Genomic DNA, 12,953 nt, shown 5'->3' on the forward strand with positions numbered 1-12,953 from the left:
TGAGGAGGTCGGGCAGAATGCCGGATTTGTCCGAATACCGCCAATTGGCAATGGATATGTCAGTGGACGCAGTGGCCCTGGTGCCGGGTCCGAATTTCACCCGCGCATTGGGCAAATCCTTCATGAGCCACGAGCGCCCTTTTGTCGTGGTGATTCCGGCCCAGGGTGATCCGGCGGCGATCGTGCCCAATCTGGAACTCGCTTCATGGGATCTGGTCGGATTTGAGGGTGCCGTGTTCGACTGGCGCGATCAGACCGGCTATGACGGCGCCTTTTCCGCGCTGGCAGCGCATAGTCCGATCAGATCGTTGGCCGTCGAAGGTCAGGTGATGCGGTTTTTCGTGTCAGACGCGTTTACCCGCGCAATTCCGGATCTGCGGATTGTGGACGGCGAACGCGAAATCTCAGGCCTTCGCATCATCAAAACCGAAGAAGATATCGCCGCGCTGCAAGCTGCCATCGATATTTCGGAACGCGCGTTGGAGCGTGTGATCGCAGGTGTTCGTGCAGGTCAGACCGAAAAACAGATCGAGCAGGCGCTGATACAGGCGCTTTTTGCGGAAGGTGCCGAGTCGCTGGCCTTTTCCCCCATCGTGGCTGCGGGGGACAACTCGGCACGACCGCACGGCAAGGCGCGCGCCGACTACCGGATCAAGGCAGGCGACGCCTTGCTGTTCGACTTTGGCGCTCGAAAACATGGTTTTGCGGCCGACATCACGCGAACTTTTTTCGTTCAGGACGTCCCGGACGAAGGCCGGGATGTCTACGACACGGTTTTGCGCGCCAACAAAGCCGGGTTCGAAGCCTGCCGCCCCGGCGTGACAGCGCATGACATCGACGACGCCGTCACAGGCGTGCTTGAGACCTCGCCCTTTGCCGATCGTATCCGGACCAAGACAGGTCACGGTCTGGGCCGGGACGTGCATGAGGCGCCGTATATCATGCGCGGCAACCGCCAGAAAATCCTGCCGGGCATGGTCTGGACCAACGAACCCGGTCTGTATGCATTGGACAAGTTCGGCGTTCGCATAGAAGATGATGTTCTTGTCACCGGGGATGGCTGTCGGTCACTGACCCGCTTTCCCAAAGAACTTACAATCATAGGTCGCTGATGCTTGGCTATTTCCTCACCCGTCTTGGCCTGTTTGTTCCGACATTTCTGGGCGTGACGCTAATTTCGTTCATGTTCATCCGGGTGCTGCCCGGCGATCCGATCATCGTGATGGCCGGTGAACGCGGCATGACGGAAGAACGTTATCAGGAAATGGTCGAAAAGCTGGGTTTCGACAAGCCGGTGTTGCAGCAGTATTGGGATTACCTCACCGGAGTGCTTCAAGGTGATCTGGGCGAAAGCTTTGTCACAAGGAAACCCGTATGGGATGAGTTCTTTTCGCTGTTCCCCGCAACGCTGGAGTTGTCCCTGTGCGCCATGATCTTCGCCGTCGCGCTGGGTCTGCCGGCAGGTGTGATCGCGGCGGTGAACCGAGGGAAGTTCTTTGACCGGGCGCTGATGTCCTCGGCGCTGGTCGGGTACTCGATGCCCATCTTCTGGTGGGCGCTGCTGTTGATCATCATATTCTCGGGCAATCTGGGCTGGACGCCGGTCTCGGGTCGGATCGACCTGTTGTATTACTTTCCCAGCGTCACGGGCTTCATGCTGATCGACAGCCTGTTGTCGGGTCAGGAAGGAGCATTCGGATCAGCCGTGCGCCATCTGATCCTGCCGACGATTGTGCTGGGAACGATTCCGCTGGCGGTCATCGCACGCCAGACCCGGTCGGCGATGCTGGAAGTTCTAGGCGAAGATTACATCCGCACCGCGCGCGCCAAGGGTTTGTCACCAACGCGGATCAATGGATTGCACGCGCTGCGAAACGCTTTGATTCCGGTTGTTACGGTGATCGGCCTGTCGGTGGGCACATTGCTGGCGGGGGCCATTCTGACCGAAACCATCTTCAGTTGGCCGGGCATAGGAAAGTGGATGGTCGACAGCATCTTTCGCCGTGACTACCCGGTTGTTCAGGGCGGATTGCTGATGATCGCGGTGATCGTGATGCTGGTGAACCTGCTGGTCGATGTCCTTTATGGCATCATCAACCCCAAAATTCGGAGGCGGTGATGGCCGAACTATCCTCAACCCCGCCCAGAACGGAAGACCGCCCCAGCGCCCTGCGCGAGTTCTGGTACTACTTCAGCGAAAACCGCGGCGCTGTCATCGGGCTTTGGGTTTTTGCAGCCTTTGTGTTTTGTGCAGCCTTTGCGCCCCTTCTGGCCCCCTATGACCCAACCGAACAGTTCCGCGATCATATCCTGCAACCGCCTGCTTGGCAGGAGGGCGGAAGCTGGGCTTTCCCGTTGGGTACCGATCCGCTGGGTCGGGACATGCTGTCGCGCCTGATCATGGGCTCGCGCTATTCCTTCTTTGTCGGAATCGTCGTCGTCTGTGTCGCCGTGTCGGGTGGCGTGATGATTGGCCTGCTGTCGGGCTTTGCTCCCAAATGGGTCGATACGCTGATCATGCGGGTGATGGATATCGTTCTGGCCTTTCCGTCGCTGCTGTTGGCACTGGTGCTGGTGGCCATCCTTGGCCCGTCGCTGACCAACGCGATGATCGCCATCGCCATCGTTTTCCAACCCCACTACGTGCGCCTGACCCGCGCGTCGGTTCTGGCGGAACGCCAGAAGGATTATGTCACGTCGGCGCGCGTGGCCGGTGCTGGCAGGTCACGGTTGATGTTCATCACCGTGCTGCCCAATTGTCTGGCACCCATCATCGTACAGGCGGCGTTGTCCTTTTCGACAGCAATTCTGGATGCGGCTGCCTTGGGCTTTCTGGGCATGGGCGCGCAGCCGCCCACTCCGGAATGGGGCACCATGCTGGCCGAAGCGCGCGAATTCATACTGCGCGCCTGGTGGGTGGTTACTTTCCCCGGTCTGGCGATTCTTGTCACCGTTCTTGCCATCAACCTGATGGGTGATGGCCTGCGTGATGCGCTTGACCCGAAACTGAAACGGAGCTGATGGCATGAGCCTTTTGCAGATCCGCAACCTGACTGTTGAATTCGCCACGGCCTCGGGCAAGTTCCGCGCCGTGGACGGTGTCGATCTGTCGGTCGACAGGGGCGAGCTGATGGCCATCGTCGGCGAAAGCGGCTCGGGCAAGTCGGTGTCGATGCTGGCGCTGATGGGGTTGTTGCCCTGGACCGCGACGATCACCGCTGACGAGATGCGCTTTGAGGGGGTGGATCTGGCCGGGCTTTCGGCCCGTGAGCGCCGCAAGATCATCGGCAAGGACATGGCAATGATCTTTCAGGAGCCGATGTCGTCGCTGAACCCCTGTTTCACGGTGGGATTCCAGATCAAAGAGGCCCTGCGCATCCATCTGGGAATGAACCGCAAGGACCGCCACCAGCGCGCGATTGAACTGTTCGACCAGGTCGGCATCCCGGCTCCGGAAAGCCGCCTGAACACCTTTCCACACCAGATGTCAGGGGGCATGAACCAGCGCGTCATGATCGCGATGGCCATCGCCTGCAAGCCCAAGCTGCTGATTGCGGACGAACCGACCACTGCGCTGGATGTCACCATTCAGGCGCAGATACTCGACCTGCTGGTTCGGTTGCGGGACGAACACGATATGGGCCTTGTGCTGATCACTCATGACATGGGGGTGGTGGCCGAAACCGCCGAACGGGTTCAGGTGCAATATGCCGGACAAAAAGTCGAAGAGCAGCCCGTGCGCGATTTGTTCCGCACGCCGCGTCATCCCTACACATCCGCCCTGCTGAGCGCTTTGCCCGAGCGCGCGACCTCCAAGATCCTCCCGACGATTCCCGGCGTTGTGCCGGGTCAATTCGATCGCCCCGCAGGGTGCTTGTTCAGCCCGCGATGCCGGTTCGCTGATGCAACTTGCGCCGAAATACCGCCGACCCCTCATGCCGATGCCTTCGGCAAGGCACGTTGTCACCACGTTGAAAGAATTGCGGCCGGAGAATTGGCATGACCGACCCCATCGTTCAGGCGAAAGATCTGACCCGGTTTTACACGGTGAAGGGCGGCTTGCTGTCCAAATCAGCGACGGTGAAGGCCCTTTCGGGGGTGGATTTCGAACTGAAACCGGGAAAGACTCTGGCCATCGTCGGAGAGTCCGGCTGTGGCAAGTCAACACTGGCGCGATTGGTCACGATGATTGAAGAGCCGACGTCGGGCAGGCTGACGATTGACGGTGTCGACATTACCCCGTCGCGGTGGAGCAAGATGCGGGAAACGGTGCAAATCGTGTTCCAGGATCCGTATGGATCGCTGAATCCACGTCAACGCATCGGCCAGATCTTGCAGGAACCGCTGATCATCAATCGCCCGGACATGTCCGCCGCAGACCGCGAGGCACAAGCGCGCGACATGATCGAGATGGTGGGATTGCGGCCCGAGCATTATGATCGCTATCCACATATGTTCTCTGGCGGGCAGCGTCAGCGTATCGCCATTGCACGCGCGCTTATGTTGAATCCCAGGGTCCTGGTTCTGGATGAACCGGTTTCGGCACTGGACGTCTCGATCCAGTCACAGATCCTGAACCTGCTTGTGGATTTGCAAGAACGGCTTGACCTCGCCTATCTGTTCATTTCGCATGATCTTTCCGTGGTTCGGCATTTTGCCGACGACGTGATCGTGATGTATCTGGGGCGTGCTGTTGAAAAGGCACCCAAAGAACAGCTGTTCGCCGCGCCGCGCCACCCCTATTCCAAGGCGTTGCTGTCCACGACGCCCCGGGCCGACCCCACGGCCCGAAAAGAACGGATCAAGCTTGAGGGCGAACTGCCGTCGCCGATGAATATTCCAAAAGGTTGCGCCTTTGCGCAAAGATGTTGGCTGGCAACCGATCAGTGCAGGGCAACATTGCCTGATCTGGCCGGAGAAACGCATCAGGTCGCGTGTCTGTACCCCCTGTAATGCAAGCAGGTTTTCGCGTGGTGTGAGACTGTGGCAAACAGGGCGGTCTCGATAGAAGCGACGTTGACTTCTTGTGGCAGAACCACCCAGCCAAGGCGCCAGCGTGGGCGACCAAGCCACATGTTTGTGTCGCTACCGACCAAGATCGCCATATTCGAATCCGCGCGCGAGATAGAACCGTTCGTTTCCCGGGATTGGGCCTGAGCTACCCACATCTCTTGGGCGGCTTGGGCCTGATGATTTCGATGCACGGACGCGCGTGATGAGAATACTCTGCCCCTCTTCCGGACAGGTCTTGCCCGGAGAAGGGAGCCATGTGCCAGGCTGAATGCAGGGGTTACTCTACCACTTCCGCCGAGGGTTCGTGTTTTTTGAATTGCTGATCGAACAGGTTGCGGAAGCTTCCGTTCTTTTTCATCAACTCGTCCAGATTGCCCTGTTCCACGATCGAGCCATCCTGAACCACGATAATCTTATCCGCTTCCAGAACAGTCGAAAGTCGGTGCGCAATGACGACGACGGTCACGTCCTTTGTCAGGGTGTCCAGAGCCTTTTTGACAAGCGATTCCGATTCAGCGTCTAGCGCGCTTGTGGCCTCGTCCAAAAGCAGGATCTCGGAATTTCTCAGTATTGCGCGTGCAATCGCAATTCGCTGTTTCTGACCACCTGACAGGAAGGTTCCGTTTTCACCGACTTGCGTTTCGTACCCTTCCGGCAGGTCCATGATGAACTCGTGCGCATGTGCGGCTTTGGCCGCGGCAATGACCTCTTCCTCGGTTGCGTCAGGGGCCGAGCAGCGCAGGTTGTCCATGATCGAGGTCGAAAACAGGAACGTATCCTGACCGACATAAGAGATTTTTTTTCGCAGGGACGCAAAGCTGACCTCGCGCAGATCCTGGCCATCAATCTCGACGCTGCCCTGATCGGGATCGTAGAACCGCATGATCAGCCCGAATATCGTAGACTTGCCACCGCCCGACTGACCGACGAGCGCGGTGGTCTTGCCGGCCTCGAACGTGATATTCATGTCTTCAATTACAGGTACGGCACCTTGATAGCCGAAAGTCACATCACGCAACGTGACCTGGCCGGGGCCTTCGATCAGGTCATGGGCTTCGGGACTTTCCACCATCGTGTCGTCCTGATCCAGCAGGCCGAACAACATGCTGATACCAACCATGCAGGTTTCGATCTGAACGCGCATTTTCGACAGCCGCTTGGCAGGTTCATAGGCCATCAGCAATGCCGTGATAAAGGACATCAACTGGCCCGCGCTGGGTTGTTCCGTGCCCGCGATTCCCATCGTGCTGACCAAAAGCACACCCGCCACGGCGAGGCCGGCCAGAAACTCCATAAGAGGGCTGGCAATGGACTGCAACTTGGCGATGTCATTCGACCGCTCTTCAACTTTGCGGATGGCGGTGTCCATGCGGTTGATCATCCGGTCTTCGAGTGAGAAGACCTTGATGACCTTGATCCCTGCCGAGGTCTCTTGCAGCACCCGAATAATTTCTGCAAGCGACTTGAATTCGGCCTGCATGATCGTACGTACGCTCTTCAGCAGATAGCGAACACCCAACAGGGCAATCGGACCCACGACGAAGAACAAGACGGATAGAACGGGCTGCTGATACACCATGACCACAATCAGCCCGACCAGAGTCAGGGTGTCGCGGACAAACCCGGTGACTAGCAAATCGATCAGGTTTCTGGCCGCCTGTGCACCATGGGTGGTGCGCATCAAAAGGTCCGACGATTCATTGGTCGAAAAGAACGAGACCCCATGTCTGAGCAGTTTACGGTAAACCTTGTCCTGCTGTTCCGCCACGATCCGATTGCCTGCGCGGGCAAGGAAGATAGCCTGAATATAGGATGCGACCGCCTTGACCAGAAACAGGAGGACAACCCCCAGCGCAATCAAATGTACCCAACCCTGCAAGTCGGGGCTGGTCATGGCATCGACAATGAATTCCATCATATATGCGGAGCCGGCCGTGGTGACCGCCACGGCAATCATTGCCAGAACCGCTATGCCATAAAGCTTGCCTTGCGCGTAAAAGCTTTCACCTACAAGGCGGCCCATATAGCCTGATCGCCACTTGTTCCAGGCGCGCTTTATCATTGCGTTCTCCAAATCGTGAAACTGTGCGCACGCTCAGTTAACCTATATTTTGTCGGGACTAAAGGACAGATGCCAAGCTGCGGCAGAGCGGCCCACCCCGACCGTTTGAGCTGTACGCCCGCTAAATAATGGCTGGTTGACGATCGGACAAGAGTTGGAAAGCGCAAGGACAACCGCGATCTGCCCCTTTGTACGCGCGCAGACAGGGTTGGTGGCGCGACAGGATCCGCAAAAAAAACGCCCTACAACGCAGCCTGTTTTGCCACAAACGAGTCGTGTGTCCAGCATAGATCCGCTGACAGGAGGCTGTAATTCCTGACTTTGGACACGTGTTGATCCGAAACCAGACAGGGGACGAGCACGAGCATCGTATCCGATCCCTGGGGCCGGTTGCGTGAAATCGAAATTCAGCGCTGCAGCCAGGTCTCTCGGGTGTTGCCGTCACCCCTCTTCCTGCAAATACGCGAGAAGGTTAACAATTTCCTCGTCCTTTTTCAGACCGCGAAACTGCATTCGATTGCCCTGAAGATACCCTTTGGGATCCGACAGGAACGCGCTCAGGGTTTCATGGGTCCAGACGATGTCGGAACTTTCCAGCGCTGTCGAATACTTGAATCCCTCTGCCTGACCGGCCTTTGTGCCGAGAATGCCGTGCAGGGATGGGCCAACACCATGGCTGCCTTCTTTCAATTTGTGGCAGGCACTGCATTTGCGAAACACCTTTTTGCCGGCCGTCACGTCCCCCTGAACAGCTGCGGCAGCAACAACCTCTGTGGCTTTCGATGCCGTCGCGGCCTGTTCTTCATCCGCGTAAAAGATTAGCCGGGCGGTAATCGGTACCGTTCGGGTGATGCCGGGCAGGCTTGCCAATTCCATAAGCTTGTCCACGCCGGCGTTGACCCCGGCGTCTTCCGTGCTGAGAAACACCATGTCGTTTGTTGAAACAAGCACTGAGGTCTCGGACAAGCGTGCGACGAACAATTCCGCGTCAAATTCAACTTCCGTGCCGGCCAGCGAAAGCACGGAAGCAGCTTCCAGAGTGGTGGTTTCACCCACGGCCAGCCCTGAAACCTTCGCCATGTCGAATTCGGCCGTCAGGCGCGCAGTGGGTTCTTGGCGGAATACAAATTCGATCATCCGTTCGTTGCGAATATCTATGTTGGTCTCGACCGAGGACAGGTCGATCTCTATTTCGGCCATGCCCTCCTGCGTCACGTGTCCGCTCAGGCTGGTGAAACTGTTGACCTCGCCCACCGCGTTTTTCTTGATCGATCCATAGGCCAGATGCGAGCGATCGGACTCCAGTGTCCAACCCGCTGCCCAAATGGGTGTTGCAACAATTGCCGACGCAAACGTGACTGCCTTCAACAGAAGTTTCATTTCTTTCCTCCGCGGTTTATGTCAGTTTTGGCCCTGCGGGCCGGGTCCGTTTCTGACAAACACACACAGGTCGCGTTTTATTCGATGAGTGCCGAGATGACTTCCGAACAGGCCGTTCGTGACGCCGTACAGATGCACTCAAGACGCGTCTGGCGGTTTGCTCTGGCGTTGTCGGGGGCATCAGATGTGGCGGACGATCTGGTGCAGGCCACATGCCTGCGTGCGCTCGAGCGGCATCATCAGGTAACGTCGCATGATCGTCTGGACAGTTGGCTGATGACGATCTGCCGGTCAATCTGGTTGAACGAAGTGCGGTCTCGTTCCGTCCGGCGGGCACAGGCGCTGTCCGTGACCCCGGAATCGGAACTGGTCGCAACTTTGCCGGATTCAGAAACGAATATTTTTGCGGCTGAAGTGTTTACTCAAGTGATGCAGCTGCCAGAAGCGCAGCGGGAAACGGTCATGCTTGTGTTCGTCGAAGGGTACAGCTACCGCGAAACCGCTGCATTGCTGGACGTTCCCATCGGCACAATCATGAGCCGGCTATCGAATGCCCGGCGGAAACTGAAAACCGTGATGCAGTTTGAGGCGGCAGACGCCGCGCGACGGAGTGGCAAATGACGTTTTCCGACGAGACGCTGTTGGCGTATCTGGAAGGCACGCTGGATGAGGCTCAGAGCCGCGCCATCGAGGCCGCGGTTGAGGATGATGTCGAGCTTGAACGCCGCCTGATGGCGCTGGATCCGTTCGCGCCTGTCGTTCGGCAGGTCTTTGAGACACTGCCCACCGCGGCGCCGAAGGTCGATTTGCCGGAACCCGTGGCCCAAAACACCAATGGCGGGTTTCTGCGCCTTCTGGCCGTGGCCTCGGGCGTCGGGATTGCAGCCGTTGCCCTGACATTCTGGGCAACGCGTCCGGCGGAACTGGGCTGGGCGCAGCAAGCGGCGATCTATCAGTCACTTTATGTGCCCGAGACGATTGTCTCGCTGGACAGTTCCGAGGCATCGCTGGACAAGCAGTTCGCGATGGCCGAGGCAGCACTTGGCAGGTCTCTGAACCGTGAAACGCTGGACTCCCTGCCAGGGCTGGAGTTGAAGCGAGCACAGGTTCTTTCGTTCAAGGGAAAGCCCTTGGTTCAGGTCGTTTTCGCCGATGAGCAGGGTCAACCCTTTGCCTTCTGTGTTATCCGTCAGGGGCCGAACGCCCCGAAGGCAGAGGTCAAACAGGCCGTTCTGAGCGGTTTGGCAACAGCGACCTGGGCGCAGGATGGCTATGGTTACATGCTGTTGGGCAGCTCTCCGCAGACCGATTTGAGTAGCGAACTGGATGTTCTGACCCGAACCTTTGCGGGCTGACGGAATACCCCTTGTGAACCAACGGGAATGCCCGAAGAATGCGGGGTATGACGTCGAAGAAACCCTTGCCCCTTCCTGAAGACGAGGCCGAAAATCTTGGCCCCGCCAGCATCTATGACGGCGATCCGTCCGAAGAGGACGACCTGTGGTTCTTGCCACCGGATGAAGTCGAGGAAGACGAGGGTTTCTTCCTGCCCGGGCCGCGACGCGAACAGCGCCTGCTGTTCGATCCGCGTGATTGGCGGGCTGCGCAGTCCGACCTTTCTGCGGAACTTGCAGATCTGGCCCTGACTTTTGGCGCGCTGGATGAAAGGTTGCGAGCGGGCCCCGAAGGCTGGACGCATCGCTTGGCATTGATGGAGACGTCCGATCTGGGGTGGTGGACCGGAGACCGGATCAGCGTGGATCGATTGGCTTTGTGGACTGGTTTGCGGATCGGCGCGACTCATGATGACGTGCAGGCCCTGTTCCGGGCCGGATGGGCCGTGCGACGCCTGAGTTCGGGCGCGCCGCCTGCTGCCGGCGGTTGGGAACGGGGGCTGACCGCGTTTCTTGACCGACTGGCTCAGGGGGCCGACGCGACCCCGGAATCCATCATTGATCTGGCCGAGGTCATGCAAAATGCCGAAGGGTTGCATCCTGTGACGCAGTCGGCAATTGCGTTTCACGCGTGGCGGGCGTTGTCACAAGGCATCGGACAGGACACGGAAGCAGCCGTCATAGCTGCGCGGCATGCGGCCTCCATGGGGCGCGGCGGTGCGCAGTTCATGCCCTTGGCCTTGTCCGGGCCGCGCGCGCTGCGCGGCTCGGGGGATCCGTCGGAAAAACTGAGCGCATGGATCGGCGGCGCAGGTCAGGCTGCCCTTGCAGCGTTATTGCACCTGGACCGGATCAGCGCGTGGGAGGCGAAAGCCAAAGAGGTCACGCAGGATCTAAGCGGCCGCACCCCACCGCGCCTGATCAATGCATTGACGGCCTGGCCCATGGTATCCGCGCCTTTGGCCGAAGACCTGACCAAGGCTTCCCGCGCCGCGGTACAGCGCAATTTCGACCTGTTCGCGCAGCGGGGTCTGGTTCGCGAGGTCACCGGGCAGGGGCGTTACCGCGTCTGGACGGCGGCGCTGTAATCCATCAGCCAATCGCGAAACATACGCGCTGCCGGGCGCAGCGCCGTGCGGGAGGGATAGACCAGATGATAGGCTTCCTGCCCCGGGCAGGAGAAGTCCGGCAGGCAGGGGACCAAACCGGAAAGCTTCATAATGCGATCTGACGCGGGCGCGCGCGCCAAGGCAATGCCGCATCCTCTGGCGCAGAGCTCGGCCGCCATCACCGAATTGTCGGAAAAAAAATACCGTGCCTGGCCTGCTGGCAGCCGCTGGTGTTCGAACCAATGCGGCCAGCTTGCCCGATGGGTCGAAACTTCGATCAAGGTGAAGTCGAACAAGTCCCTTGCCGTCTCGATCCGGGCAGCAACCTCGGGTGGGGCGATGGGATAGAGATGTTCGCGCATCAACTCGTCACTTTCCGAGCCGAACAGCGCGGGGTTTCCGAACACGATCTGAAGGTCAGTGAACCGATTGGCAAAATCCGACATGACATTGCCGGTCGAAAGCGAAAGGTTGATCTGAGGATGCGCCGCCTGAAAATCGGGAACACCCCCGGCCAGAATGCCATGTGCAAACAGCAGCACCGACTGCACGTAAAGCCTTTGCTCGCGGGTTTCGCCGAACAGACCGGCGGTTGCCGTTTCCAGCATGAGCAAGGATTGCTGTACCGACGGCAGATAGGCGCGCCCGGTCTCGGTCAAAGTGACCGCATGCGCGTGACGGTGAAACAAGGGTGTGCCCAGTCTTGTCTCCAGCGCCTTGACCTGCTGGCTGACGGCGGCAGGCGTCATGTTCAACTGGGTCGCGGCGCGGGCAAAGCTTTCGGTTCGGGCCGCAGCCTCGAATACGCGCAGCCAGTTGAGGGAAGGGACGCGGGTGTTCATTCCGACAGGCTAAGCAGAACTTAGCCTCTCCGGCAAGACAATTAGGTCTGAGCTTTTGATCCCACGCCTTAGGCTTGTGATCAGTGAACAGATGAAATGAGCCTTCTATGTCAGACCCCGCCCTGCCGCCACGAGCCAAGCGCAAGATCTGGAATTACACGCCTCAGCTGCCGATTCAGACCGCGCCCTATTGGGATTGGCCGATGAAACCCCTGGCCGCATTGAAATACCTGCTGCAAAGCTGGAATCCGCTTGCATTGCGAGCGCTGTTGCTGGTCTTTGCGGTCATCACCTGGACCTATCTGACGCCTTCTTTGAGCAGGATCGAGACCTTCGGCTGGGATTGGGTTGCGGAAATCTGGTTCCGCAATTTCTGTATCCTTATGGTGGTTGCAGGCGGCTTGCACCTGGCTCTTTGGAGGTTCCGCACGCAGCAGGACGAATACCGTTATGACATGCGCCCGATGATGAAGGGCGCCAAGGTGTTCACATTCAAAAATCAGGTCTGGGACAACATGTTCTGGACCTTGGGCCCGGCGTTGACGTTCTGGACGTTCTGGGAATGTCTGATCCTGTATTCCTATGCCAATGGCTGGATCACGATGATCACGTTAGACGGCAACCCGATCTGGTTCATCGCCATGACCGTCTTTGTGCCGATCTGGGCCGGGTTCCATTTCTACTGGCTGCACAGGCTGCTGCATGTGGGTGTGCTTTATAAAAAAGTCCACGCTTGGCATCACCGCAACATCAATACCGGTCCTTGGTCGGGGCTTGCGATGCATCCGGTCGAAAGTTTCTTTCTGATGTTCGATACGATGATCTTCTTCCTGCTGCCGTCCCATCCGATCCACGCCATTTTCCTGCTGTTCCATCACGGCATCGGCGCTCCGACCTCTCATGCCGGGTTCGAGCATGTGAAGTTCGGCGACAAGGCCAAGTTTCAGGTCGGGGATTTCTTTCACCAGCTGCATCATCGGTTTTTTGACTGCAACTACGGCACTTGGGAAACGCCTTGGGATGAATGGTTCAAGACGTTCCACGACGGCACCGATGAAGGCAATGACATGGTCAAGGAACGCCGCCGCAAGATCTGGGCCACCGAATAGCCCGTGAAGGCAGATCCCTGCCGGACCCAAGCGGGTCCGGTGGG

The 12,953-nt window shown here is 58.5% G+C and carries 12 protein-coding genes; 9 read left to right on the top strand and 3 right to left on the bottom strand.

Annotation, left to right across the window (positions count from 1 at the left end):
* Positions 1 to 17 precede the first annotated feature (17 nt).
* From GOW60_RS11540 to GOW60_RS11560, 5 genes are read left to right on the top strand one after another with little or no spacing between them, the layout of a single operon-like run.
* Positions 18 to 1,112, top strand: coding sequence for a Xaa-Pro peptidase family protein (locus GOW60_RS11540; RefSeq protein WP_171229381.1), 1,095 nt, complete (start codon positions 18 to 20; stop codon positions 1,110 to 1,112).
* On the top strand, positions 1,112 to 2,119 hold the full coding sequence (locus GOW60_RS11545) for an ABC transporter permease subunit (RefSeq protein WP_152460561.1): 1,008 nt from the start codon (positions 1,112 to 1,114) through the stop codon (positions 2,117 to 2,119). The genes GOW60_RS11540 and GOW60_RS11545 overlap by 1 nt, the downstream gene beginning before the upstream one ends.
* On the top strand, positions 2,119 to 3,021 hold the full coding sequence (locus GOW60_RS11550; protein ID WP_152460560.1) for an ABC transporter permease subunit: 903 nt from the start codon (positions 2,119 to 2,121) through the stop codon (positions 3,019 to 3,021). The genes GOW60_RS11545 and GOW60_RS11550 overlap by 1 nt, the downstream gene beginning before the upstream one ends.
* 4 nt (positions 3,022 to 3,025) lie before the next feature.
* A complete protein-coding gene (locus tag GOW60_RS11555; protein ID WP_171229382.1) occupies positions 3,026 to 4,003 on the top strand; it encodes an ABC transporter ATP-binding protein in 978 nt (325 codons plus the stop codon).
* The gene (locus GOW60_RS11560) at positions 4,000 to 4,953 is read left to right on the top strand and encodes an ABC transporter ATP-binding protein (RefSeq protein WP_171229383.1); all 954 of its coding nucleotides are present in this window, start codon (positions 4,000 to 4,002) and stop codon (positions 4,951 to 4,953) included. The genes GOW60_RS11555 and GOW60_RS11560 overlap by 4 nt, the downstream gene beginning before the upstream one ends.
* Before the next feature lie 337 nt (positions 4,954 to 5,290).
* On the opposite strand, the gene GOW60_RS11565 is transcribed toward GOW60_RS11560, so the two are convergent.
* Entirely contained in the window at positions 5,291 to 7,075 is a 1,785-nt protein-coding gene (locus GOW60_RS11565) for an ABC transporter ATP-binding protein (protein WP_171229384.1), read from the bottom strand.
* A 441-nt stretch (positions 7,076 to 7,516) separates the two neighbouring features.
* Entirely contained in the window at positions 7,517 to 8,455 is a 939-nt protein-coding gene (locus GOW60_RS21155; protein ID WP_254443916.1) for a cytochrome c family protein, read from the bottom strand.
* Positions 8,456 to 8,473: 18 nt separating this feature from the next.
* Between GOW60_RS21155 and GOW60_RS11575 the strand changes: the two genes are divergently transcribed.
* Genes GOW60_RS11575 through GOW60_RS11585 form a run of 3 tightly spaced genes read left to right on the top strand, consistent with a single transcriptional unit; the run spans position 8,474 to position 10,937 of the window.
* Positions 8,474 to 9,076: an RNA polymerase sigma factor gene (locus GOW60_RS11575; protein WP_254441693.1), complete on the top strand. Its 603-nt coding sequence runs from the start codon at positions 8,474 to 8,476 to the stop codon at positions 9,074 to 9,076.
* Positions 9,073 to 9,810, top strand: coding sequence for a hypothetical protein (locus GOW60_RS11580; protein ID WP_171229385.1), 738 nt, complete (start codon positions 9,073 to 9,075; stop codon positions 9,808 to 9,810). The genes GOW60_RS11575 and GOW60_RS11580 overlap by 4 nt, the downstream gene beginning before the upstream one ends.
* Positions 9,811 to 9,848: 38 nt before the next feature.
* Positions 9,849 to 10,937, top strand: a complete 1,089-nt coding sequence (locus GOW60_RS11585) for a helix-turn-helix domain-containing protein (protein ID WP_371813350.1) — start codon at positions 9,849 to 9,851, stop codon at positions 10,935 to 10,937.
* Here GOW60_RS11585 and GOW60_RS11590 read toward each other — a convergent pair.
* On the bottom strand, positions 10,910 to 11,800 hold the full coding sequence (locus tag GOW60_RS11590) for a LysR family transcriptional regulator (protein ID WP_171229387.1): 891 nt from the start codon (positions 11,798 to 11,800) through the stop codon (positions 10,910 to 10,912). The two genes, GOW60_RS11585 and GOW60_RS11590, sit on opposite strands and share 28 nt — an antisense overlap.
* A 107-nt stretch (positions 11,801 to 11,907) precedes the next feature.
* Here GOW60_RS11590 and GOW60_RS11595 point away from each other — a divergent pair, with 107 nt between their 5' ends.
* Complete coding sequence (locus GOW60_RS11595) at positions 11,908 to 12,909, top strand: sterol desaturase family protein (RefSeq protein ID WP_171229388.1); 1,002 nt, start codon at positions 11,908 to 11,910, stop codon at positions 12,907 to 12,909.
* The last annotated feature ends 44 nt before the right edge of the window (positions 12,910 to 12,953 follow it).

Origin of the sequence: Ruegeria sp. HKCCA4008 (assembly GCF_013033125.1) — a bacterium.
Lineage (GTDB): Bacteria > Pseudomonadota > Alphaproteobacteria > Rhodobacterales > Rhodobacteraceae > Ruegeria.